Raw genomic sequence first — 23,752 nt, forward strand, 5'->3', positions numbered from 1 at the left:
CGCCCCGACTCGATGTCGGCAGGCGCCGGTAGGCTTTAACGCATGGGTACTCGTCTCCGCCTGGCCACCGTCAACGTCAACGGCATCCGCGCCGCCTTCCGCAAGGGCATGGGCGAGTGGGTCGACAGCCGCGACGTCGACATCCTGGCTCTGCAGGAGGTCCGCGCCCAGACCGAAGACATCGAGAGCCTGCTCGGTCCCGAGTGGAGCATCCTGCACGACCCCGCGACGGCCAAGGGCCGCGCCGGCGTCGCCCTCGCGAGCCGCAGGAAGGCCGAGATCCACCGCGTCGACCTGGGCGCCGTGAAGTTCGACACCGCCGGCCGGTGGCTCGAGGCCGACTACGACGTCGACGGCACGATCGTCACCGTCGTGAGCACCTACGTGCACTCGGGCGAGGTCGACACCCCCAAGCAAGACGAGAAGTGGAAGTTCCTCGACGCCATGTCGAAGCGCCTCCCCCAGCTCGAGAAGCACAACCCGCTCGCTGTCGTCGTGGGCGACCTCAACGTCGGCCACACTCCCCTCGACATCAAGAACTGGCGGGGCAACGTCAAGCGCGCCGGCTTCCTGCCGCGCGAGCGCGCCTACTTCGACCGCTTCTTCGGCCCCGCGGGCAAGAAGGTCGAGGGCGTCGACGGCACCAGCGGCAAGGGGCTCGGCTGGGTCGACATCGGCCGCGAGCAGGCGGGCGACGTCGACGGTCCGTACACGTGGTGGTCGTGGCGCGGCCAGGCGTTCGACAACGACTCCGGCTGGCGCATCGACTACCAGATGGCCACCCCCGAGCTCGCCGCCAAGGTCACGAGCTACTCCGTCGACCGCGCCGACTCGTACGACAAGCGATGGTCCGACCACACCCCCGTGGTCGTCGACTACGACGTCTAGCCCCTCCGCATCCGGGCACCCTCCTTTCTTCCGCTCCACCAGTTAGGCCACGCAATGACTCCTCCCCGCCTCTTCTCGGGCATGCAGCCCTCCGGCGACTCGCTCCACGCCGGCAACTACATCGGCGCCCTGCAGCAGTGGGTCGCGCTGCAGGACACCCACGACGCCCTGTTCTGCGTCGTCGACATGCACGCGATCACCGTGCCGCAAGATCCGGCCACCCTCCGTGCCACCACGCGCCGCACCGCGGCCCAGTACATCGCCGGGGGCATCGATCCCGCCAAGTCGATCCTGTTCGTGCAGTCCCAGGTGCCGGCCCATGCCGAGCTGGCCTGGGTGCTGAACACGCTGACCGGCTTCGGCGAGGCCAGCCGCATGACGCAGTTCAAAGACAAGGCGGCGAAGCAGGGCGCCGAGTCGGCCTCGGTCGGCCTCTTCACCTACCCGATCCTGATGGCGGCCGACATCCTGCTCTACGGCGCCGAGCTGGTGCCGGTCGGAGACGACCAGAAGCAGCATGTCGAGCTCACCCGCGACCTCGCCAACCGCTTCAACTCGCGGTTCGGCGAGACGTTCGTCGTGCCCGAGCCCTACATCCTCAAGGAGACCGCGCGCATCTACGACCTCCAGAACCCCGAGTCGAAGATGAGCAAGTCGGCGGCGACCGACAGCGGCATCGTGTGGATGCTCGACGAGCCGTCCAAGACGAGCAAGAAGATCCGCAGCGCCGTCACCGACACCGAGCGCGAGATCCGCTTCGACCGCGGCGCCAAGGCCGGCGTCTCGAACCTCCTGTCGATCCTGTCGGCCTTCACCGGCACGGCGATCCCGGCCCTCGAGGAGCAGTACGCAGGTCGCGGCTACGGCGATCTCAAGAAGGACGTCGCCGAGGTCGTGGTCGAGACGTTCGCGCCCGTGCGCGAGCGCACGCTCGAGCTCCTCGACGACACCGCCGAGCTCGACCGCGTGCTCTCCGCCAACGCCGACCGGGCGTCCGAGATCGCCGAGAAGACGCTGGCGACCGTCTACGACCGCATCGGCTTCGTCCGGAAGGTGCGCTGACGGCCGCGGCCGCCCTCGCCCCGCGACCATGAAGCCGTTCGTGCTGGAGTCCCCGCAACTCCGCCTCGAGGTGCCCCGCACCGCCGACACGGGCGCCATCTTCGACGCCTGCCAAGACGCGGTCCTGCAGGAGTTCACCACCGTCCCGGTGCCGTACACGTTCCAGGACGCCCAGATGTTCGTCTCGCAGATCGTCGAGCGCGGCTGGACCACCGGGCGCGAGTACACCTGGGGCCTCCGCGAGCCCGGCTCCAGCCTCCTCGTCGGCATGGTCAGCATCCGCCACCAGCACCGCGACATCGGGTTCTGGGCGGCTGCCGGAGTGCGCGGGCGCGGCCTCATGACCGAGGCCGTGCGGCTCGTCGCCGACTGGGCCTTCGCCGACGGCATGCCCGACATCCTGTGGGAGGGCTACGTGGGCAACCGCGGCTCCGCCGGCGTGGCCCGCCGAGCCGGGTTCACCTACGTCGGCGAGGGCCCCGGGCTGCAGCCCGACCGCGACCGGCAGCACCCGCCCTGCTGGAAGGCCCGGCTGGCGGCGGGCGACGACAGGGGCGAGAAGGCGGGCTGGCCCGAGGAGTCGATGCCCGGCGGCGGGCCGGAAGTTCCTGCGCCCTGAGGCTTTGGTAAAGGCTCTGTTACGCCACCTTTCCGGAATACGCCTCGGTGCACGGCGTTGGTTATGGTCGAACCACCGCTCCACTTCTCGAGAGAAAGCCCCCCGTGAGCCCCACCCCCGAACAGATCGTCCAGGCCATGCGCCACGCGCTGACCCTGGCATCGCGCGGACCGGCTCGCGGGTCGCACGCCTCGGTCGGCTGCGTGCTGCTCGACGACGCGGGGCGCACCGTCGCCGAGGGCTGGCACAGAGGCGCCGGGACGCCGCACGCCGAGGTCGACGCCATGTCGAAGCTGCCTGCGGGCGGCGCGCGCGGGCTGACCGCCGTCGTCACTCTGGAGCCCTGCAACCACTGGGGCCGCACCGGCCCGTGCGCCGAGGCGCTGATCGAGGCCGGCATCGGGCGGGTCGTGTTCGCCGTCGAAGACCCGGGAGCGCACTCCGGCGGGGGCAAGGAGCGGCTGCGCGCCGCCGGCATCCCCGTCGACGAGGGGGTGCTCGCCGCGGAGGTCGCCGAGTGGATGCGCCGCTGGCTGATCGCCGCGTCGCTCCAGCGCCCGTTCGTCACGCTCAAATGGGCGTCGAGCCTGGACGGCCGCGCCGCCGCAGCCGACGGCACCAGCCAGTGGATCACCGGCACGGCCGCGCGCCAGCACGTTCACGAGCAGCGGGCCGACCATGACGCGATCCTCGTCGGCACGGGCACCGTGCTCGCCGACGACCCCACTCTCACCGCCCGCGGCGACGGCGGTGAGCTGCTGCCACTGCAGCCTCTGCCGGTCGTCGTCGGCGAGCGCCCCGTCCCGATCGACGCGCGTCTGCGTCAGCACCCGCGCGGCCTGGTCGAGACCGGCACGCGCGACCTCCGAGCGGTGCTCTCCGACCTGTTCGCCCGCGACGTCCGCACCGTCTTCGTCGAGGGCGGCCCCACCGTCGCCGGCGAGCTGATCCGGAACGACCTCGTCGACGACTACCTCGTCTACCTCGCCCCGACGCTGATCGGCGGCCCCCGGCTCGCCCTCGGCGACCTCGGTGTAGACACTATCGACGGCCAGCGTCACCTCTCGGTGACCTCCGTCACCCCCCTCGGCGACGATCTCGCGATCCTCGCCCGCACTCAGAGCGGGAGCTCCCGATGACCGACACCCCAGCCGTGCGCCCGCACGTCACCTTCGAGGTCGAGACGACCGTCCCGACCACCCACGGGACCTTCCGGATGCGCGCCTACCGCGACCTCGACACCGGCGCGGATCACATCGCCATCGTCTCCGGTCAGCCCGGCGACGGCGCTATCGTCCGCGTGCACTCGGAGTGCCTGACCGGCGAGGCGTTCGGCTCGCTCAAGTGCGAGTGCGGACCGCAGCTCGACGCCGCGCTCGACACCATCCACAACCAGGGCGGCGTCGTCATCTACCTGCGCGGCCACGAGGGCCGCGGCATCGGGCTGGTCAACAAGCTCCGCGCCTACAAGCTCCAGGAGGAGGGCCTCGACACTCTCGACGCCAACCTCGCACTCGGCCTCCCCGCCGATGCGAGGGAGTACGTCGCGGCTGCCGAGATCCTGCGCGATCTGGGCTTGGAGTCGGTGCGCCTCCTGTCGAACAACCCCGACAAGCGGGCGCAGCTCACCGCGCACGACATCGAGGTCACCGAGATGGTGCCGCTGGTCGTCGGGGTCGGCGCCTTCAACGAGGCGTACCTCGACACCAAGCGCGACCGCATGGGCCACCAGCTGCCCGGCTCGCTCGACACGGGTTTCGATCCGGTCGGCTGAGCCGCCGTGCGTCGACTCCCTGGGAGTCACCCGCACCACCGGTCGACTCCAGCGCGGTGTCGGCGTAGGGTGTGGCGAGCGATGGCCTGTCTGGCCTCGCGGCGACCGCGGAGTGTCCCTGCCCGTGAAGCTAGCGTTCCGCCGGTCGTAAGGGCCGTACCTCGTCTTGAGAGGTGCGGCCCTTCTTGCGACGCGGCGGTCGTCACGATGCCGGCCTTGCGACGGCTCACGAGCCCGATTCCCTGCCGTGAAAGCCAATCGAGGGCCCGTGAGCCATCTGTGCCGGCCAAAGACTGGCAGACCCCTGCACTCTATGGGCCAGGTGGCTCCGCTTTCTAGGGCTTCACACGGCGATGATGATGCGGTACTTTTTCCCCAGGTCAACGGGCGTTTTACCTAGATGGCATAGGTAGCTTGTCTAGGTTCCAGCGGCGGGGTGCAGTCGGTGCCTCGGCCCCGACCGGGCCGCTCGAATCCTTGCCGGGCGGTTCGCCGTCTCGGGCGTGTCGTAGTAGCCTGTGAACAGGTCGTCACGAGCGGCCGACCACTTCCCCGGTGGCGATGACGCACGGGAGTTCCCGCGTCATCCTGCGCCGTCTCCCCGTTGCACTCGCTGCCAGCCCGCACCGTGTGCGCGCCGGCCCAGGCGTGCCCGTGCAATCCGTTCACGGAGAACACCCCCATGTCAACAACGACCGCCGCCGGCAAGGCGACCAGCCCCGCCCCTGTGAACTCCCGCGCTCGCGTGATCGTCGCCAGCCTCATCGGCACGTCGATCGAGTTCTACGACTTCTACGTCTATGCGACCGCAGCCGTCCTCGTGTTCCCGACGCTGTTCTTCGCGAACACCGACCCGACGGTCGCCCTGCTCGCATCGTTCGCCGTCTTCGGCGTCGCGTTCATCGCGCGCCCCGTCGGCTCGATCGTCTTCGGCCACTTCGGCGACCGCATCGGCCGCAAGAACACGCTCATCGCATCGCTGCTGACGATGGGCATCGCGACGTTCCTCATCGGCCTGATCCCCGCCGGCACCACGCCCGGCTGGAGCATCGTGGCGCCGACGTTCCTCGTGATCCTGCGCTTCGCCCAGGGGTTCGGCCTCGGCGGGGAGTGGTCGGGGGCGGCGCTGCTCGCCACCGAGAACGCCCCGGCGGGCAAGCGCGCCATCTACGGCACCTTCCCGCAGCTCGGCGCGCCGATCGGCTTCATGGTCGCCAACGGCCTGTTCCTGATCCTCAACGTGAGCATGTCGGCCGACGCGTTCGCCGCCTGGGGCTGGCGCATCCCGTTCCTCGGCTCGGCCGTGCTGGTGGCCGTCGGCCTCTACGCGCGCTTCAAGCTCGTCGAGACCCCCGCGTTCACGAAGGTCGTCGAGACCGGCAACGTGTCGAAGCTGCCGCTGGGCCGCGTGTTCCGCAGCAGCTGGCGCCAGCTGATCCTCGGCACGTTCATCATGCTGGCGACGTACACGCTCTTCTACCTGATGACCACGTTCACGCTGACCTTCGGCACGGCCGCCAAAGACGCTCCGGTCGCCGGCCTCGGTTACTCGCGCGAGAGCTTCCTGCTGATGCTGATCGTCGGAGTCGCGTTCTTCGGCATCTTCACGCTCGTCTCCGGTCCCCTGGCCGAGCGCTTCGGCCGACGTCGCCTGCTGCTCGCCGTCACCGCCGGGATCTTCGTCTTCGGCTTCCTGTTCTCGCCGCTGTTCTCGGCGGGCTTCGCCGGAGCACAGGGCCTGCTGGTGATCGGCTTCATCCTGATGGGTCTGACCTTCGGCCCGATGGGCGCCGTGCTGCCGGAGCTCTTCCCGGCGAACGTCCGCTACACCGGCTCGGCCATCAGCTACAACGTGGCGAGCATCCTCGGCGCGGCTGTCGCCCCGTTCATCGCCGTCGCGCTGTGGAAGGCGGCCGGAGGCAGCACCTGGCTCGTCGGCGTCTACCTGTCGGCGATGGCCCTGATCACGCTCGCCGCGCTGTTCCTGAGCCGCGAGACGCGCGACGTCGACTACTCCGACAACCTCAACTAGGCGATCCACCCCGAAGCCCCCGGCCCCGTCCTCCACGGGTGCCGGGGGTTTCGCCGTGGGCTCCTCTACAGGCGCCGGGGGTTTCGCCGTGGGCTTCTCCACAGGCGCCGGGGGTTTCGCCGCGCGCGGCGGCACGCGACTAAAATCGGGCGCAGGATCACCGCCCGAAGGACACAATGAGCTCCGACACCGCCGCACCTCCCACCACCGACGCTCCTCTCCCCGCATCCCCGGGCAAGGCGCGGGGCCGCTCCCGCAAGCCGAGGCCTCCGCGCCTCGACCGCAACGGCCGCCCGATCCCCGAGGGGCCGCGCGCGAAGTTCAGCCAGCTCCTGCCCTTCCTGTTCGAGCACAAGCCGATGCTCGCCGTCATCATCGGGCTCAGCGTGCTCGGCGCCGCGGCCTCGCTCGCCCAGCCGCTGCTGGTGCAGCAGGTCATCGGCTTCGTCCAGTCGAACAAGCCGCTCGGCACCCTGGTCGTCGCGCTGGTCGCGCTCGTCGTCATCTCCGGCCTGGTGAACGGGTTCCAGCACTACCTGCTCCAGCGCACCGGCGAGGCCGTCGTGCTCTCGAGCCGCCGCCGACTGGTCGCACGCATGCTCAACCTCCCCATCAGCGAGTTCGACGCCCGCCGCACCGGCGACCTCGTGTCGCGCGTCGGATCCGACACGACCCTCCTCCGCGCCGTCCTGACGCAAGGCCTCGTCGACGCCATCGGCGGCTCGCTGACCTTCATCGGCGCCATCGTCGGCATGGCGATCATCGACCCCGTCCTCCTCGGCCTGACCGTGCTGATCGTCGCGGTCTCGGTCGTCGTCGTCGTGACTCTGTCGCGCCGCATCCGCGTCGCGAGCCAGCGCGCCCAGCGCAAGGTCGGCGATCTGACCGCCGCCGTCGAACGCGCCATCTCGTCCATCCGGACGGTCCGGGCCTCCGGCGCGACCGACCGCGAGATCGCCGCCATCGACGTCGACGCTCAGGGCGCCTACGACCGCGGACTCGAGGTCGCCAGCGCCTCCGCCGTCGTCGTGCCGATCGCCAGCATCGCCATGCAGGTGTCCTTCCTCGTCGTGCTCGGCGTGGGCGGCTACCGCGTGGCCTCCGGCGCCGACACGGTCGCCGACCTGGTCTCGTTCATCCTGTTCCTGTTCCTGATGATCATGCCGCTCGGCCAGGCCTTCGGAGCCGTGACCAGCGTCAACTCGGCGCTGGGAGCCCTCGGCCGCATCCAGGAGATCATCGATCTGCCCGGCGAGACGAGCGCCGATCCCGCCGGCGCGAGCGCCGCGGCCGCACCGGTCGCTGCCGCCGCGCACTCGCTGTCGTTCGACGGCGTCGAGTTCACGTACCCGGCCGCACCGCCCGCCGACGACGAGCTCCTCTCTCCCACGGCGCCCCGCCCGTCGGCCGCGCACGACCTGACCGTCCTCCACGGCGTGAGCTTCCACGCCGAGCAGGGCACGCGGACCGCCCTCGTCGGCCCCTCCGGAGCTGGCAAGTCGACCGTCCTGGCGCTCATCGAGCGCTTCTACGATCCGACCGCCGGCGTCATCCGCCTCGGCGGAGAAGACATCCGGGCGCTCGACCGCGAGTCGCTCCGCGCCCAGATCGGCTACGTCGAGCAGGACGCCCCGGTCCTGGCCGGAACGATCCGCGACAACCTCGTGCTCGGCGCCCCCGACGCGACCGACGTGGACTGCCTGCGGGTGCTCGAAGCGGTGAATCTCACGAATGTGGTCGAGCGCGGTGATGCAGGTCTGGAGACCCAGGTCGGCGAAGACGGAGTGATGCTCTCGGGCGGTGAGAAGCAGCGACTGGCGATCGCGCGGACGCTCCTGGCCGCGCCGCCGATCCTGCTGCTCGACGAGTCGACGTCGTCGCTCGACGGCATCAACGAGCAGCGGCTGCGCGAGGCGATCGACGCCGTCGCGGTCGACCGCACTCTGATCATCATCGCCCACCGCCTGTCGACCGTCGTCGACTCCGACCAGATCGTCGTGCTCGACGGCGGGCGCGTCGTCGGCGTGGGCACGCACTCGGAGCTCGTCGTCTCGACGCCGCTCTACCGCGACCTCGCGAAGCACCAGCTGCTGGTCTAGCGGCCCCCGGAGGCGGGCGGTCGGCGCCGGCGCCGGCCAGCGCGCGAGATGGCCCCGCGCGTCGCCCACCCGGCGCGCCGCCGACGCGGCGGGCCACCTCACGAGATGGCCGTGCGCGTCTCCCACCCGGCGCGCCGCCGACGTGACGGGCCACCTCACGAGATGGCCGCGCGCGTCTCCCGCCGGACGCCGACACGACAACGACGGCCACCTCGCGGAACGGCGCCGCGCTCGACGCGGCGAGCCGCCCCACGAGATGGCCACGCGCGTCACCCACCGGGCGCGCCAACGACGCGGCGCGCCACCTCACGAGGTGGCCGTGCGCGTCACCCGCCGGACGCCGACACGACAACGACGGCCACCTCGCGGAACGGCGCCGCGCCCGACGCGGCGAGCCGCCCCACGAGATGGCCGCGCGCGTCACCCACCGGGCGCGCCACCGACGCGGCGCGCCACCTCACGAGATGGCCATGCGTGTCGCCCGCCGGACGCCGACACGACGACGACGGCCACCTCACGGAACGGCGCCACGCCCGACGCGGCGCGCCACCCCGCGAGATGGCCGCGCGCGTCGCCCACCGGACGCCGAAGCGACGACGACGGCCACGTCGCGGCGGCCCGGCGGCTACACGACGGCGACGCCCGCGGCGCGCAGCTCGGCGAGCGCGGCGGTGCTGCTCCGCGGCGCGACACCCGCGACGAGGGCGGAGAGCACGCGCACGCGACGTCCAGCGGCGACGGCGTCGAGGGCCGTCGCGCGCACGCAGTAGTCGGTGGCCAGCCCGGCGACGTCGACCTCGGTCACGCCGAGCCGATCGAGCACCTGGAACGCCGTCTCAGGAACGCCGTCCCTGACGTCGCGCGCCCCGTCGACCCCGGCAACGACCCCCTCGAAGAGCGAGTAGGCGGGCTCGCCCATGCCCTTGACGATGTGGACGTCGACGGCCGAAGCGTCGAAAGCGTCGTGGTAGGCGGCGCCGGGAGTTCCTGCGACGCAGTGGACAGGCCAGGTCTCGACGAAGTCGGGCGACGCGTCGGTCGCGAAGTGGCCGCCGTTGTCGCCCGAGGCGTCGTGCCAGTCGCGCGAGGCGATGACGACGGCGTAGCCCGACGAGTGCAGGAGCGCCGTCACTCCCGCCGCGACCGCCTCTCCGCCCTCCACGCCCAGCGCTCCGCCCTCGGTGAAGTCGTTCTGCACATCGACGACGAGAAGGGCGCGGCTCATGTCAACAGTCTGCCGCAGCGCGCAGCGCGCAGCGCGCAGCGCGCGAGCCGCGAGCCGCGTGAGGGGTCGCTGCTTGTCGACGAGGCCGCCCCGGGCAGCAACCAGCGACTCCTCACCGCCCTTGGGAGCAGGCAGCGCGCGCAGGAACTAGTCGTCGCTCAGATTCGCACCGCACGAGTAGACCGCCGTGGCGAGCGTGTCGAGGGCCTCCCGCGCCGTGCCGCTCACATTGCCGATCGCGTAGAACGCGAAGGTGAGCTGGGTCCCGTCTTTCGCGTCGACGGTTCCGGCAAGGGTGTAGGCGCTGTCGATCCAGCCGGTCTTGGCGTGGATGGCGCCGCGTGCGATGGCGTTGGCGCCGGTGAAGCGGGTGGAGAGGGTGCCGGACTGACCGGAGACCGGGAGCGAGTCGTAGAGGAGCTTGAGCGACCCCTCGCCTGCGAGGACCTTGCGCATCAGCGACGCCTCGAGGGCGCTGGGCACGCCGTTGTTGGCGCTCTCACCCGAGCCGTCGACGATCTTGATGGTGGAGGCGTCGAGGCCGTAGGTGCCTTTGAGGGCCTTCTGGTAGACGGCCGTGAGTGATGCCGCGGAGCCGTCGGAGCCCGACACCTTCGACGACACCCGGGCCATCATCTCGGCGAGCGTGTTGTCGCTGTTCGGGATCATCTGGCCGATGAGGGTCGAGACCGGCTGCGACTTGACCTCGGCGAGCACGTCGGTGCTCTTGGCGGTTCCGCGGGTGAGAGCGGCCGTCGAGGCACCCGAGACCTTGGCGGCGACGAGCGCCGTGCGGAACGCCTCGCCGGCGCGGCCGACGGGGTCGCTCGAGCGGGGGCTGACCGACAGGGTCGGGTTGGCGCGGTCGCCGTCGACCATCAGCGAGACGACGCGGGGCTGGTAGCCGATGGTGAGCTCGCTCGCCGGCCAGCTGGGGTCGTACGCGTCGGCGTCGCTCCAGTAGCTGTCGTCGAGCACGATGTTCGTGATCTTCTTGGTGCCGAGCTTCGCCTTCACCTCGGCGGCGAGGGTGCTCAGCTTCGGGGCGCCCGGGTAGATGCTCTCCGAGCCCGCCGGAGTGGCGCTCAGGGTCGCATCGCCGCCGCCGACGAGGGCGATGCCCGTGCCGGTGGTGGAGCCGACGACCTTGGTCGTGAAGCGGTAGTCGGCGCCGAGGTCGGCGAGCGCGACGGCCGTGGTGAGCGTCTTCATGACGCTTCCGGTGCGCGCGGGGGTCGACCCGCTGCGGTCGAAGAGCGTGGCGCCGGACTTGGCATCGAGCACGGTGCCCTCGAAGGTGCCGAGCCGGGCGTCGGACGCCGCGCCGGCGACGGTGCAGGTGCGCAGCGGAACGGCCGAGGGCACGGGCGAGGGGGCAGAACGCGCTGTGGTCTTCGGCGTCGCCTTCGACGTGGCCTTCGGCGTCGCCTTCGGAGTGGACGCGGCCGAGGAGGACGGCGCCGCGGACGCCGAGCGAGCGACGGCGGGAGCGCTGGTCGCGGGAGCGGACGTGGGCGCCGTAGCGGCACCTGCCGCGAGCGCGCCGCCGCCGAAGATCACGAGAGCGAGGGCTCCGCCGGTGATGGCGGTACCCCGCGGGTGGGTGCGGAAGAAGGCGCCGGCCCGGGAGAGCAGGCCGGCCCGGGTGGCCTCGTCGTCGGAAGTCATCGCGACCATCCTACGAAAGACGGGCGAGAAAGCGAACGGCGGCGATCACCCCCGTCCGGGCAGGCGTCAGCCCGCGGCGGGGCCGAGCCCGCCCGGGTAGGCGTCAGCCCACGGCGGGGCCGGCCCCGAGATCGGACTCTCGCGGGTACGACGACTGGGCGCCGATGCCGCGAACGGCGAAGCTGCCGGCGAGGGCTCCGAGTCGGACGGCCCCTTCGAGGTCGCTGCCCGCGGCGAGGCTGGAGACGAGGGCACCCGAGAAGGCGTCGCCCGCGCCGGTGGTGTCGACGACGTGCTCGACCCGGTTCGCCTCGACGTGGCCGTGCTCGCCGCGATTCGCCCAGACCGCGCCGAGCGACCCGAGCGTGATGACGGCGGAGAGAGCCCGCTTGGTGAGCGAGTCGACGGCGACGAGGGCCTCGTCGACGCTGGCGATCGAGAGCCCCGTCATCTCGGCGGCCTCGGTCTCGTTGACGATCACGGGGTCGGCGAGCGCGACGACGTCGGCGTCGATCTCGAGGTACGGCGCGAGGTTGAGCACGACGCGGGCGCCGGCGACGGCAGCCGCGCGCGCGGAGGCCTCGAGCACGTCACGCGGCAGCTCGCCCTGCATGGACAGGAGAGCGTCGTCCGAGGCCAGCCTGACGACCGCGGCGGCGGCGCGCTCGGCCGTCACCGTGCCGTTGGCACCCGAGACCACGGTGATCGAGTTCTCGCCGGTGTCGTCGATCGAGATCAGGGCGAGTCCGGTGGGCTGCCCGTCGACGATCCGCACGTCGTCGACCGACACCCCGTCTGAGTCCAGGGAACGCAGGATCCGGGCCCCGTCGTCGTCCCGACCGACCGCGCCCACGAAGTGCACGTCTCCCCCGAGTCGCGCCGCCGCGACGGCCTGGTTCGCGCCCTTGCCGCCCGGCTGCTTGGTCAGGCCGGTGGCCATGACGGTCTCGCCCGGCTGGGGTGCGCGGACGGTGCGCACCAGGTAGTCCTGATTCGCGGAGCCGACGACGATGACGCGCTTGGTGTTCACGCCGTAAGCCTTTCACACCTGGTGCGCACCTCCAGGCTCGATCGGGCCGTTCTACCCGCCGGCGTGCTGAAATAGGTCAACGCTCCGGCTCTGACGAACGCCGCTCTGCTCGCCGTAGGAGGCAGCATGCCCAGCACCGAGATCACGTGGGAGATCGACTTCGAGCTCGTCGTGCTCGACGGACTCGACGACACCGTGTCGTGCGAGTGGGAGGGCTGCTCGCACGAGGCCCTCTGGACGTGGACGCACGGCTGCGGCGAGGTCTGGCTCTACTGCGACCGCCACCGCGACGTGTTCGACGACAAGAACGCCGGGCCGGCCGAGCAGATCTGCAACGCGTGCGGGGTCAGCGTGCCGAAGCCCGCGCCCTGGGAGCGCCTGTAGCGCGGGGGCTACCGTCTACGCGCATGAGCACAGACGACGACAAGCCCACGCTTCCCTCCCCCTCCTCGGTCACCTCTCCGGCTCCCTCCTCGGCTCCGGACGGCGACGTCACCGAGCCGCTCGGCGGCGCCACCTCCGGCGAGGACGGCTACGTCGCCGTCAACGGCAGCGGCATCTCGGGCGAGCGGCATGTTCCCACCGCCGACGAGGAGATCGGACGCGGGTCCGCCTACGACCCCCAGGGCGAGCGGTACCCGTCCGAGGAGCACGGCGACTGACGCCGCGTCGTCAGCCAGCCAGATCGGGCGAAACCGAGGCGTCAGCCGCCGATTCGCGTGATTTCACTAGTCGAGGAGACGCGCCGGCCCCGCCTCAGTAGGCCTTTTTCGCCGTGCACGTCTCCTGCGCCGCGCTCTGGCCGGTGGCCGTACCCGGGAGCACAGCGGCGGTCTTGCGGGGCGCGGGCGCCTTGGACGCGCTCGACGACTTCGGCGTGGCCGGCGCGGCAGGAGCCGAGGTCGCCGATGACGACGCCGACGGAGTCGCCAGCTGCGCCGACTGGCCGAGGCTGCCCGGCGCGAGCGTGATCGCCTGGTTGCTGACGAGCGCGGCCTTCAGGGCGGTGACGCCGGCCGGGTCGGGGATGAGGCGGTTGGCGTCGGCGGGATCGTCGACGCTCGGGTACTGGAAGAAGACGATGTTGTCGAGGCCGATCGACTTCACGGCGACGCCGATCTTGACGAGCGTCGGAGCCGTGAGGCTAGACGACTTCTGCACGCTCTTCAGGGCCGTCGACGAGAGGTTGTACAGCTGCACGGGGTTGCTCAGGACTCCCCCGTTGACGATCTTGCGCATGAGCGCCGACATGAAGACCTGCTGGTTGCTGATGCGCGCGGTGTCGCCGCCGAAGCCGACGCCCTCGCGGGTCCGCAGGAACGCCCCGGCCTCCTTGCCCTTGAACACGTGCGGCCCCGCCGTGGGGATGTTCAGCGGCGGGTCGGTGTTCGGGTCGACGAGGGGCGTGGCCAGGCACACGGTGACCCCGCCGACGGCCGTCGTCATCTTCACGACGCCGTCGAACTTGACCATGGCGGCGTAGTCGATCTGCACGCCGGTGAGGCTCGCGACCGTCGTCGCCACGCACTGAAGGCCCATCTTCACGCCGCCGCGTCCGAGCGACGTGTTGAGCATCCCGAGCGATGAGGCGGGCGTCGTGCCGCCGGAGTCGTTCTTGCAGGCCGGCAGCGGCACCTCGAGGTCACGGGGCAGGCTGATGACGGCCATGCTGGTGTGGTCTTCGTTGATGTGGATCAGGAGGTTGGTGTCGTTGTTTCCGACGCCGGAACTCGCAGCCTGGTTCGCGGCATCATCGAATCCGGCGCCCTGACCCGTCCGGGTGTCGGACGCCACCACGAGCATGTTGACCTCGCCCGAGTAGGCCGTGATCTGCTCGGTCTTGTGCTGCGCCTTGCCCGACGGACCGATGGCGGTGAACGGAACCGACGGCTGGGCCTCGTGCACGACCGACCACGCGGCGATGCCGGCGACCGAGACCGTGCTGACGAGGGCGACGGCAGCGACGATGCCGACGGCCTTGAGCGCGACGATGGCCGGGCGGCTGCGGCGGAGACGTCCGTGCCGCGCGACGGTCGGCGCAGGCTGGCTCGAGGCCGCGGGCTCACTCTCCTGCGCGGATCGGCGACCCCGTCGGGGCTGGTCGTCGTTCGTCATCGGGCTCCCTGGTGCTCGGCGGCCGGGTGTGCCGCGTCCTGACGAAGACTACAAAGGTTGCGGTTCGCTAACAAACCGCTCGGCCGAGGCTAGTCATCGACCGAGAAGCGGATCGTCTCGTCGCCGCTCGTGAGGGTGAGCGTCGAATCATCGCGGGTGTACTGCATGGTGTGTGCGGCGAATTCGGTGGCCCAGTGCTCCTGGCCGCTCTCACGGGCGCGGCACCCCATCGCCGTCGCAGTCGCGCTGCCCGTGGGCACGAGATCCTCGCCACGAGCTCGAACGTCGACGGACACCGCGTTGCACGGCGTGTTCATCATCATCGTCAGCGTCCCGTTCATCCGCGTGAAGCTCATGGTGAGCGGCGTCGTCCCGAGCCACTCCACCGCCTTGCCGCCGTCCGTCCCGGACATCGACGTGTACTGCGCGTCGCCGAACGGATTGGCGATCGTCGCCTCCTCGATCGCCGCGCATCCGCTCAGGCTGAGGGCCACCATGCTGGCCGCGGCGATCGCGGCCGTTCGGAGAGCGTTCATCTGGTCCACACCTTCTGATCGTGAGTTGCACAGGTCGCCGGGTCGTCGGCGTACACGGAGATCGAGCGGGAGGGCCCCTCGCAGACCACGGCGTCGTCGAGCGAGCCGGCCGGGAGGCGGAGCAGTCGCTCGCAGGCGGTCGTCGGATCGCCCGAGAACTCCGCGCGTCCGGCGACGGCGGCAGCGCCTTGGCACGACAACGATCCGGCGGACGCGTTCTGCGGGACGCTTCCGTCCGCCGCCACGCCCCCGCTCGTCGGCGAGCTCTCGCCGGAGGTGCCGCCCGCCGACATGATGTCGCTCGACTGCGGCGCCAGGGCCGGAAGGGCGAAGCCGCCGACCACCAGCACCGCCGCGACGAGCGGCACCCCGACGAGCAGAGTCCGCCGTCGCCGACGTCGGGTGCGCTCGACGGCGTCGATGCGGCGGAGCACCTCGGGGAGGCGGGCCTGCGCCAGGCGGTCGGTCTCGTCGGCGGGGGGCAGGAGTTCCTGCGTCATCGGGGTCTCCTACTCGTGTCCGAGGGCGGCGCGGAGGCGCGCCCTGATCCGCTGGAGCCGCTTGCCGACAGCGGCCTCGGTCGTGCTGAGCGCCTGGGCCGCCTCGCGGTACGACTGCCCCTCGACGAGGCAGAGGCGGCACAGCTCCTGGTCGGTCGGGCTCAGCTTGGCGAGCTCGGACCGGACCCATGCGGCGTCTTCGGCCGTGTCGCCGACCGTGCCATCGCTGTCGCGAAGCTCGAGCGTCGCCCGGTTCGCATGCTTGCGGAGGTGGTTGCGGCAGTGGTTGCGGCTGATCGTCAGCAGCCACGGGAGCAGCGACTGATCGACGACCGTCGCAGACGATCGCTTCGTCCAGGCGACGACGAACGTCTCCTGCGCGAGGTCTTCGGCGGCGTGCTGCTGGCCGACCTTCGCCCAGCAGTACCGCAGGATCGCCCCGGCGTGCCTCTCGTACAGGCTCGCGAACGATCCGACGTCACCCTGCTTCGACGCGTCGAGCAGGGCCACGTCGGATCGTTCCGCTTGCTCCCCCATGTGGTCCTCCACCCAGGCAATGTCGTCAGGAGCCACATCCTGACATCCCGACCCGAATTTTCTCGGGCGCAGGAACTGCCCTCCGGCTCCGACCCCGCCCGGCCTTTGGCGATCTCGTCCTCCAGGCCGATGGCGGGGCCCGCCCGCGACCGCGACGCTGGGCGGATGAGAGCGAGTGGATGATCGTCGCGGCGGTGGTCGCAGTCGGGGCGGGCGTCGGGGGGCACGCCGTGGCGACGAGGGCCACGGAGGTGCGGGGGCCCGTTCCTGCGCCGTCGGCCCCGGTCCGAGACGTCGCGCTGGCGTACCTGCGCGCCGCGACGACGGAGGACTGCGGGCTGACGGACGCGCTGACCGTGCACGCGCCCGATGGTCCGGGCACGGGGACGTTCGCCTGGTGCCGCGACCCGCGCATGCTGGCGTTCTCAGGCGTCGGCAGGCCGGACCCGACGGGCGAGCCGGCGGGCGACTACTGCGTGCCGTTCACGATGCGGACGACGGCCAGCAGCGACGAGACGATCCAGGCGGGGACGCAGGACTGGATGCTGTGCTTCACGCGAACGTCGGCCGGCTGGCGGGTCCTAGACCAGGGCGACAGCTGACCCCCCGGCCCGTCGCGCACCCGCCGTCGGAGGAAACCGCCAGGCGCCGTCGCCCGTCGCACCACCCGCCGTCGGAAGGTCCCGCCAGGGCCGAGGCCGCCCCGCGGCCAATGGCCCCACCCTCCGTCGGAAAATTCCCGCCAGGGCCGAGGCCGCCCCGCGGCCAATGGCCCCACCCTCCGTCGGAAGATTCCCGCCAGGGCCAAGGCCGCCCCGCGGCCAAAGGCCACAGCGTCAAGGCCGCTTGCGGCCTCTGACGCGCGCGCCGAAGGCGCCAGACAAACACCGCGACCGCGGCATGCGAGCGGCGAGCGAAGCGAGACGCGAACAGCGAATGCCCAAGGGAGCCGCCTGTCAGAATCGAACTGACGACCTTCTCATTACGAGTGAGACGCTCTACCGACTGAGCTAAGGCGGCGTGATTTCGAGTGGTTGCTCGAACGCACAGTCAGATACATTACCCGATCGCGGAGCCTTGTCGTGACCACAGTGTTCCGAGCGTCGTGAAGCTGTGCTCGAGGTGTTGCCGGAGGGTGTGCTCGATCTCGGCGGCGCCGAGCTCGACCGGCTTCTGCTCGATCCACTCGGCCCAGGCGTGGCGGAGGGTCGCCATCACGACGAGGCCTGCGAGGTGCGATTCGCTGGCGAGGCGGTCGGCGTCGGCGGCCAGGCCGGGGTCGTCGGCGGCGAGCCGCCTGCCGACGAGGTCTTGGATCTGCGCTTCGAACTCGTGCATGGAGGCGTTGCGGCGGGCGAACAGCTCGGGGTGGTCGCGCAGGACCGCGCGGCGGGCGACGACGAGCTCGCGGTCGGTGAGGAACTCCTCGGTCGCGGCCTCGAGGATGCCGACGACGTCCGAGAGCACGAGGTCGCGGCCGCGGGCGCTGACGAACCGGTCGAGAGCCTCGCCGTCGGGCACGAGAGGCGGGTCGCCGACGACGGCCTCCTCTTTCGACGAGAAGTAGTTGAAGAACGTGCGGGGCGACACGTCGGCGTCGTTCGCGATCATGTCGACGGTGACGGCGTCGTATCCCCTGTCGCGGACGAGGCGCAGCACTGCCACCTGGATGGCTCGCCGCGTTGCGAGTCGTTTGCGTTCGCGAAGGCCGGGTTGCGGGTCGGTCATGCGACCATCTTGGCCTACGCGCTGGCGAAACTGCTGACCGTGCACCTATCGGGTGGAGTGACGGCTCACCGCGATGAGCATCGCCTCGAGGGCAAGCAGCGCGGCGACGTTCCGGTCGACCCGCTCGCGAGCCGTCTGCACGGCGTCGAGCACCCGCAGCGTCGAGGCCGCGGTCGACGACTGCGCAGCCTGATCGAGCCGGGGCCGGATGCTGTCGTTGATGGGCTCGTCGACGCCGCCCAGCTGAAGCAGCAGGATGTCGCGGTAGAGCGAGAGCAGGTCGACGAGGATGCGGTCGATCCCGTCGCGCAGCGACCTCGTGGCGCGGCGCTTCTGGTCTTCCTCGAGGGTCCGCATCTGCGAGCGCAGGGCCGGCGGGATCGTGCCGCCCGGTGCTACTCCGAGCGATCGGAGGGCGCTCTCCCGCTCCTGCTCGTCCCGCTCGGCGGTGAAGGCCTTGGCGTCGTCGCCGGCGACCGCGAGCAGCACGCCGGCGGCCACGACGGCGTCCGACACGGACCGGATCGACAGAACCGTGTCGAGGGTCTGGCGGCGTCTCGCGCGGGCCTCGGGGTCGGTCGCCAGGCGTCTCGCCATCCCGATGTGGCTCTGCGCTTCGCGCGCGGCCAGCAGCGCCGTCCCGGCGTCGATGCCGTCTCTCTCGCGGAGGAGCGTGGCCACGTCAGCGGGCGCAGGAACTCGCAGCCGCACTGATCGCACCCTCGACCGGATCGTCGGGATGAGGTCCGCCTCGCTCGGCGCGCAGAGGATCCAGACCGTGCTCGACGGGGGCTCCTCGAGCGCCTTGAGGAGCACGTTCGAGGTCTGCTCGGTCATGCGGTCGGCATCCTCGACGACGACCACGCGGTAGCGGCCGACCGACGGCGAGTACTGCGAGTTCCTGACCAGTTCGCGGACTTCGTCGATCTTGATGATGACGCGGTCGGTGCTCAGAACGGCGAGGTCGGGGTGCGACCGGGCGTGCACCTGGGCGAGAGTGGCGTCTTCGTCGGCCGGTCCGCGCGACAGCAACGCCGCGGCGAACGCGTAGGCGAGGTTGGAGCGGCCGGAGCCGGGCGGGCCGGTGATCAGCCAGGAGTGCGACATGGCGCGGTTGCCGGGCGCTGTCGACGCGGCCGCGCGGAGGGAGCGGATGGCGTCGTCCTGGCCGGTGAGGTGATCCCAGAAGCCCACGGTCAGCCCAGCAGCTCTCGGACGCGCGCCTGAATGACCGCGGCGATGTCGTCGCAGCTGCGGGTGGCGTCGATCACGAGGAAGCGCTCGGGCTCGGCATCGGCCAGGGCCAGGAAGGCGCGTCGGACCCGCGCGTGGAAGTCGGCGGCCTCGGCCTCGAGCCGGTCGTACTCCTTCGCGTCGGAGTCGAGACGGGCGCGGCTCGCGGTCTCGTCGAGGTCGAGCAGCACGGTCAGATCGGGCAGGAGGCCCTCGGCCGCCCAGAGAGACAGGTCGCGGATCTCGTCGCCGCCGAGCACCCGGCCGGCGCCCTGGTAGGCGACGGACGAGTCGAGGTAGCGGTCCTGGAGCACGACCTCGCCGCGCTCGAGCGCGGGGCGAACGAGCGTCGACACGTGATGGGCGCGGTCGGCCGCGTAGAGGAGGGCCTCGGCGCGCGGGGCGATGTGGCCGCGCCGGTGCAGCACCATCGTGCGGATCTCGGCGCCGAGGTCGGTGCCGCCGGGTTCGCGCGTGCGCACGACCGTCTGCCCCTGCTCGGTGAGCCAGGTCTCGAGCAGGGCGGCCTGCGTCGACTTGCCGACGCCGTCTCCCCCCTCGAGCGTGATGAAGAGGCCGGACACTACTCGGACTCGGTCGCCGCAGGCTTCGTGGCGGCCGCGCGGGCGGCCGGCTTGCGGGTCGTCGTGGTCTTGGCGGCGGCGGGCTTGGCGGCGGCGGGCTTCTTCGCGGCCGGCTTCTTGGCGGCCGGCTTCTTGGCCGGAGCCTTCTTCGCCGCGGGCTTCTTCGCAGGGCCCTTGGCGCGCTTGTCGGCGATCAGCTGCACGGCGCGGTCGAAGTCGACCTCTTCGACGGTCTCGCCGCGCGGGATCGTCGCGTTCGTCTCGCCGTCGGTGACGTAGGCGCCGAAGCGGCCGTCCTTGATCTTGATCGCCTTGCCGCTGACCGGGTCGGGTGCCTCGAAGTCCTTGAGGGCGCTCGACGCACGCCGGGCGCCGTACTTGGGCTGCGCGTAGAGCTCGAGAGCTCCCGCCAGGTCGACGTCGAAGATCTGATCCTCGCTGGTGAGCGACCGGGTGTCGGCGCCCTTCTTGAGGTAAGGCCCGTATCGGCCGTTCTGCGCCTGGATCTCGTCGCCCGACTCGGGGTCGACGCCGACGATGCGCGGCAGATCGAGCAGCTTGAGAGCGGTCGCGAGGTCGATCGAGTCGACGTCCATCGACTTGAAGAGCGACGCGGTGCGCTCCTTGGGAGCAGCCGCCTTCTTGGCGGGGGCCTTCTTCGCAGGAGCCTTCTTCGCGGGCGCCTTGGTCAGCGTCGTGCCCGATGCGGAAGCGGCCGCCGACTCGAGGATCTCGCCGGTCTCGGAGTCGGCCGCGATGTCGTCCTCGGGCACCTCGACGGGTCGCTCGGTGACGTAGGGTCCGAAGCGGCCGTCCTTCGCGACGACCTCCTTGCCCGAGTCGGGGTTGAGGCCGAGCACGCGGTCGCCGATCACCGGGGCGTCGATGAGCTCGCGCGCTTTGGCGGGGGTGAGCTCGTCGGGCGCCAGGTCTTCGGGCACGTTGACGCGGCGAGGCGTCTCGGGGTCGTCGCCCGGCGTCTCGAGGTATGGCCCGTAGCGGCCGATGCGAAGGGTCATGCCCTCGCCGAGGTCGATCGAGTTGATGTCGCGCGCGTCGATCTCGCCGAGGTTGTCGACGACCTTGCGGAGGCCGCGGTGCGACTCGTTGCCGAAGTAGAAGCCGTTCAGCCACTCGACCCGATCGGCCTCGCCGCCGGCGATGAGGTCGAGGTCGTCTTCCATCGACGCGGTGAAGTCGTACTCGACGAGATCGCCGAAGTAGTCCTCGAGCAGGCGTACCACCGAGAAGGCGATCCAGTTCGGCACGAGGGCCGTGCCGCGCGGCGTGACGTAGCCGCGGTCGACGATGGTTGACATGATCGCGGCGTAGGTCGAGGGGCGCCCGATCCCGAGCTCTTCGAGCGTCTTGACGAGGCTCGCCTCGGTGTAGCGCGGCGGAGCGGAGGTGTCGTGCCCCTTGGCCTCGACGTCGTCGATGACGAGCGCCTGGCCCTCCTTGAGCACGGGGAGCTTGGCATCGTCGGCCGGAGCGGAGTCGGACGAATGGCGCTCTTCGTCCTGGCCCTCCTCGTAGGCGGCGAGGAATCCGCGGAAGGTGATGACGGTACCGGTCGCGACGAACTCGGCGACGGTGCTCGAGGCACCGTCCTTCGCGATCCCGGTGACGGGCGACGCCGTGGTGGCCGCGACGACGACGGACGCCGTGGAGCCCTTGGCGTCGGCCATCTGCGAGGCGACGGTGCGCTTCCAGATCAGGTCGTAGAGCTTCCAGTCGTTGCCGCGGAGCGTGCTCTGCAGCTCGGTCGGCGTCTTGAAGGTGTCGCCCGACGGACGGATCGCCTCGTGCGCCTCCTGGGCGTTCTTGCTCTTGCCCGTGTAGACGCGGACCTTCTCGGGCACGGTGTCGGAGCCGTAGAGCTTCGCGGCCTGGGTGCGGGCCGCGGTGATCGCCTGCTGCGACAGCGACGGCGAGTCGGTTCGCATGTAGGTGATGTGGCCGTTCTCGTAGAGCGACTGCGCCACGCTCATCGTCTGGCGGGCCGAGAAGCGGAGCTTGCGCGCCGCCTCCTGCTGAAGCGTCGAGGTCGTGAACGGGGCGGCGGGCCGGCGCGTGTAGGGCTTGGACTCCACCGACTGCACGACCACGCCGACACCGGGCGCGTAGAGCGCTGCGGCGAGCGCCTGCGCCGACTCGGCGTCCAGCGCGGTGACGTCGCCTTTGATCTGGCCGCGGTCGTCGTAGTCGCGACCGGAGGCGACGCGGCTGCCGTCGACGCGGACGAGGCGCGCCGCGAAGGGAGAGCGCTCCGGCGTGGGCGAGAAGATGCCCGAGAGGTCCCAGTAGTTGGCGGAGACGAACGCGAGGCGCTCGCGCTCCCGGTCGACGACGAGGCGGGTCGCGGCCGACTGCACGCGGCCGGCGGACAGGCCGGGACCGACCTTGCGCCAGAGCACGGGCGAGACCTCGTAGCCGTAGAGGCGGTCGAGGATGCGGCGGGTCTCCTGGGCGTCGACGAGAGCCGTGTCGAGCTCGCGGGTGTTCTCCTGGGCCTTCTGGATGGCGTCTTTGGTGATCTCGTGGAAGACCATTCGCTTGACGGGCACCTTGGGCTTGAGCTCCTGCAGGAGGTGCCACGCGATGGCCTCGCCCTCGCGGTCCTCATCAGTGGCGAGGTAGAGCTCGTCGGCGTTCTTCAGCGCGCGCTTCAGATCGGCGACCGTCTTCTTCTTGGCGTCCGACACGACGTAGTAGGGCTCGAAGCCGTTCTCGACGTCGACCGAGAACTTGCCGAGCGAGCCCGTCTTCTTGTCGGCCGGGAGGTTCTTGGGCTCGACGAGGTCGCGGATGTGCCCGACCGAGGCGAGCACCTCGTATCCGCTGCCCAGATACTGGCCGATCGTCTTCGCCTTCGCGGGCGACTCGACGATGACCAGCTTCTTCGTGTCTGCCACGGGACTCCTTGGATGGTGGAAAAGACTGTCTGCGAATCGCGCAGACGGCTTGGTTGCGACGAGCTCGTGTCTCTGTCTTATAGAGGAGAGCGTGCGCCGGCCCGGATGCTCGACGGCATCATCGCCAGGCGATCGGTGCGTCGCCGTGTCGGTGCATCCGACAGGCACACCATACACACACAGCGCCCGGGTCTCGCCGTTCATTCCTCTGCGCCGACAGAGAGCGGGCCGTGGACCGGTGCGCAGCCGGCCGACCGCTCGGCCTGGCGGGGAACCCGGAGGCCCCGCAGTCGCCGTAGCCGTCAGATCGCCGAGTGCCCCCGCCCGGACGACGCGGACGGTCGCCACGACCCCTTCTATTGCGCAGGCATCGACGCGAGCCCGGTTGGCACTCGCCAGGCGCTCGGCCGCCGCGCAGGGAACACCCGGCGAACGTCCGGATGCCACATCAGCCGCGGCCAGGGCGGAGGCATCGGCCGCAGCGGCGAGGGCGTGACCGTCGATGAGCCGAGCGGCCACCGAGACCCCTGCGGCGGTCAGAACGGCCACGGAGGCGACGACGGCGACCAACGCGATCGACGCCGACCCGGTGTCCCCGACCACCGCCGAGACGCCCCGGGTCACTCGCCTCCGCCCGCCGCGCAGCTGCGGGCCTCCAACGGGACGAGCGCGCCGAGCAGCGGCAGCGGCGCCGTTCGCGACAGCCGGACGCACACCGGGTCGTCGCCGCTCACCTCCACCCGGGCGTCGGGCACGAGTCGCGCAACGGCGGACGCCGCGGCGACCTCGTCTCCTCTGCCCTCGGCCCGCGCGACCACGCCGGCCGCATCGGCGAGCGCGACGGCCCCGGCCAGCACGCCGAGCACGCTCGCCGCCCCGCCCAGCAGGAGCACGACAGCGGGTGCCACGAGAGCGAACTCGACGGTGACCGACCCGTCGTCACGCCACGGTGAGAGCACGCTGCACCAGATCGAGGAGGACCTGCTTCACCTGGCCCGAACGCAGGATCGTGACGAGCGTGCCGGCGAGCGCCACGGCGGCCATGATGACGATCGCGTACTCGACGGTCACCGCGCCGGTGTCGTCGCGGACGAACAGGCGAAGGCGGGTGCGGAGGCGAGAACGAGAACGGGAGAGAGTCATGCGATTCCTTTCACTGGGGAGATCCCAGCCTCGCCACCCGAGCGATGCCGCGGGTCCCGGGCGC

23 protein-coding genes, 1 tRNA gene and 1 pseudogene are annotated in these 23,752 nt (G+C 71.1%); 10 read left to right on the forward strand and 15 right to left on the reverse strand.

Annotated features, from left to right (window positions below):
- Positions 1–42 precede the first annotated feature (42 nt).
- The 7 genes and pseudogenes from EDF46_RS16025 to EDF46_RS16055 all read left to right on the forward strand — a co-directional run bounded on the left by EDF46_RS16025 (position 43) and on the right by EDF46_RS16055 (position 8,474).
- On the forward strand, positions 43–888 hold the full coding sequence (locus tag EDF46_RS16025) for an exodeoxyribonuclease III (RefSeq protein ID WP_123507317.1): 846 nt from the start codon (positions 43–45) through the stop codon (positions 886–888).
- 54 nt (positions 889–942) lie between these two features.
- A complete protein-coding gene (gene trpS, locus EDF46_RS16030) occupies positions 943–1,950 on the forward strand; it encodes a tryptophan--tRNA ligase (RefSeq protein WP_123507318.1) in 1,008 nt (335 codons plus the stop codon).
- Between the two features lie 40 nt (positions 1,951–1,990).
- Entirely contained in the window at positions 1,991–2,569 is a 579-nt protein-coding gene (locus EDF46_RS16035; protein WP_158614280.1) for a GNAT family N-acetyltransferase, read from the forward strand.
- 137 nt (positions 2,570–2,706) lie between these two features.
- Complete coding sequence (gene ribD, locus EDF46_RS16040) at positions 2,707–3,708, forward strand: bifunctional diaminohydroxyphosphoribosylaminopyrimidine deaminase/5-amino-6-(5-phosphoribosylamino)uracil reductase RibD (RefSeq protein WP_123507560.1); 1,002 nt, start codon at positions 2,707–2,709, stop codon at positions 3,706–3,708.
- Between the two features lie 26 nt (positions 3,709–3,734).
- Positions 3,735–4,343: pseudogene (gene ribA / locus EDF46_RS16045) on the forward strand (GTP cyclohydrolase II); the annotation flags it as partial.
- Positions 4,344–5,025: 682 nt separating this feature from the next.
- A complete protein-coding gene (locus tag EDF46_RS16050) occupies positions 5,026–6,375 on the forward strand; it encodes an MFS transporter (RefSeq protein ID WP_123507321.1) in 1,350 nt (449 codons plus the stop codon).
- A gap of 176 nt (positions 6,376–6,551) precedes the next feature.
- A complete protein-coding gene (locus EDF46_RS16055; RefSeq protein WP_123507322.1) occupies positions 6,552–8,474 on the forward strand; it encodes an ABC transporter ATP-binding protein in 1,923 nt (640 codons plus the stop codon).
- 326 nt (positions 8,475–8,800) lie between these two features.
- Here the strand turns inward: EDF46_RS16055 and EDF46_RS18845 are convergent, their stop codons facing one another.
- From EDF46_RS18845 to EDF46_RS16070, 4 genes are all read right to left on the reverse strand, one after another.
- Complete coding sequence (locus EDF46_RS18845; RefSeq protein ID WP_255410976.1) at positions 8,801–8,935, reverse strand: hypothetical protein; 135 nt, start codon at positions 8,933–8,935, stop codon at positions 8,801–8,803.
- A 164-nt stretch (positions 8,936–9,099) separates the two neighbouring features.
- Positions 9,100–9,699 carry an isochorismatase family protein gene (locus EDF46_RS16060; protein ID WP_123507323.1) on the reverse strand — a complete coding sequence of 200 codons (600 nt, stop codon included), beginning with the start codon at positions 9,697–9,699 and terminating at the stop codon, positions 9,100–9,102.
- A 147-nt stretch (positions 9,700–9,846) separates the two neighbouring features.
- Positions 9,847–11,367 (reverse strand): D-alanyl-D-alanine carboxypeptidase/D-alanyl-D-alanine-endopeptidase, encoded by a 1,521-nt coding sequence (locus tag EDF46_RS16065; protein ID WP_123507325.1) that lies wholly within the window; start codon positions 11,365–11,367, stop codon positions 9,847–9,849.
- A gap of 103 nt (positions 11,368–11,470) precedes the next feature.
- Positions 11,471–12,397: a ribokinase gene (locus EDF46_RS16070; RefSeq protein WP_123507327.1), complete on the reverse strand. Its 927-nt coding sequence runs from the start codon at positions 12,395–12,397 to the stop codon at positions 11,471–11,473.
- Positions 12,398–12,523: 126 nt separating this feature from the next.
- Here EDF46_RS16070 and EDF46_RS16075 point away from each other — a divergent pair, with 126 nt between their 5' ends.
- Positions 12,524–12,781, forward strand: a complete 258-nt coding sequence (locus EDF46_RS16075) for a hypothetical protein (protein ID WP_123507329.1) — start codon at positions 12,524–12,526, stop codon at positions 12,779–12,781.
- Between the two features lie 23 nt (positions 12,782–12,804).
- On the forward strand, positions 12,805–13,059 hold the full coding sequence (locus tag EDF46_RS16080; RefSeq protein ID WP_123507331.1) for a hypothetical protein: 255 nt from the start codon (positions 12,805–12,807) through the stop codon (positions 13,057–13,059).
- Positions 13,060–13,153: 94 nt separating this feature from the next.
- Here the strand turns inward: EDF46_RS16080 and EDF46_RS16085 are convergent, their stop codons facing one another.
- From EDF46_RS16085 to EDF46_RS16100, 4 genes are all read right to left on the reverse strand, one after another.
- A complete protein-coding gene (locus tag EDF46_RS16085; protein WP_123507333.1) occupies positions 13,154–14,512 on the reverse strand; it encodes an LCP family protein in 1,359 nt (452 codons plus the stop codon).
- Positions 14,513–14,601: 89 nt separating this feature from the next.
- A complete protein-coding gene (locus tag EDF46_RS16090; protein ID WP_148061241.1) occupies positions 14,602–15,048 on the reverse strand; it encodes an META domain-containing protein in 447 nt (148 codons plus the stop codon).
- Positions 15,045–15,548, reverse strand: a complete 504-nt coding sequence (locus EDF46_RS16095; protein ID WP_123507337.1) for a hypothetical protein — start codon at positions 15,546–15,548, stop codon at positions 15,045–15,047. The genes EDF46_RS16090 and EDF46_RS16095 overlap by 4 nt, the downstream gene beginning before the upstream one ends.
- A gap of 9 nt (positions 15,549–15,557) precedes the next feature.
- Positions 15,558–16,058, reverse strand: a complete 501-nt coding sequence (locus EDF46_RS16100) for an RNA polymerase sigma factor (protein WP_158614281.1) — start codon at positions 16,056–16,058, stop codon at positions 15,558–15,560.
- A 206-nt stretch (positions 16,059–16,264) separates the two neighbouring features.
- Between EDF46_RS16100 and EDF46_RS16105 the strand changes: the two genes are divergently transcribed.
- Positions 16,265–16,687 (forward strand): hypothetical protein, encoded by a 423-nt coding sequence (locus tag EDF46_RS16105; protein ID WP_123507341.1) that lies wholly within the window; start codon positions 16,265–16,267, stop codon positions 16,685–16,687.
- A 345-nt stretch (positions 16,688–17,032) separates the two neighbouring features.
- Here the strand turns inward: EDF46_RS16105 and EDF46_RS16110 are convergent.
- From EDF46_RS16110 to EDF46_RS16140, 7 genes are all read right to left on the reverse strand, one after another.
- Positions 17,033–17,105: transfer RNA gene (locus EDF46_RS16110), tRNA-Thr, on the reverse strand.
- Between the two features lie 39 nt (positions 17,106–17,144).
- The gene (locus EDF46_RS16115) at positions 17,145–17,813 is read right to left on the reverse strand and encodes a TetR/AcrR family transcriptional regulator (protein WP_123507344.1); all 669 of its coding nucleotides are present in this window, start codon (positions 17,811–17,813) and stop codon (positions 17,145–17,147) included.
- A 45-nt stretch (positions 17,814–17,858) separates the two neighbouring features.
- Positions 17,859–19,007, reverse strand: coding sequence for a DNA polymerase III subunit delta' (locus EDF46_RS16120; RefSeq protein WP_123507346.1), 1,149 nt, complete (start codon positions 19,005–19,007; stop codon positions 17,859–17,861).
- 2 nt (positions 19,008–19,009) lie between these two features.
- Entirely contained in the window at positions 19,010–19,630 is a 621-nt protein-coding gene (gene tmk, locus EDF46_RS16125) for a dTMP kinase (RefSeq protein ID WP_123507348.1), read from the reverse strand.
- On the reverse strand, positions 19,630–22,545 hold the full coding sequence (gene topA / locus EDF46_RS16130; protein ID WP_123507350.1) for a type I DNA topoisomerase: 2,916 nt from the start codon (positions 22,543–22,545) through the stop codon (positions 19,630–19,632). The genes tmk and topA overlap by 1 nt, the downstream gene beginning before the upstream one ends.
- A gap of 620 nt (positions 22,546–23,165) precedes the next feature.
- The gene (locus EDF46_RS16135; RefSeq protein ID WP_123507352.1) at positions 23,166–23,504 is read right to left on the reverse strand and encodes a TadE family protein; all 339 of its coding nucleotides are present in this window, start codon (positions 23,502–23,504) and stop codon (positions 23,166–23,168) included.
- A complete protein-coding gene (locus tag EDF46_RS16140; protein WP_123507354.1) occupies positions 23,485–23,688 on the reverse strand; it encodes a DUF4244 domain-containing protein in 204 nt (67 codons plus the stop codon). Before EDF46_RS16140 ends, EDF46_RS16135 begins: the two co-directional genes overlap by 20 nt.
- Positions 23,689–23,752: the final 64 nt, after the last annotated feature.

The organism is Frondihabitans sp. PhB188 (genome assembly GCF_003752365.1).
GTDB lineage: Bacteria > Actinomycetota > Actinomycetes > Actinomycetales > Microbacteriaceae > Frondihabitans.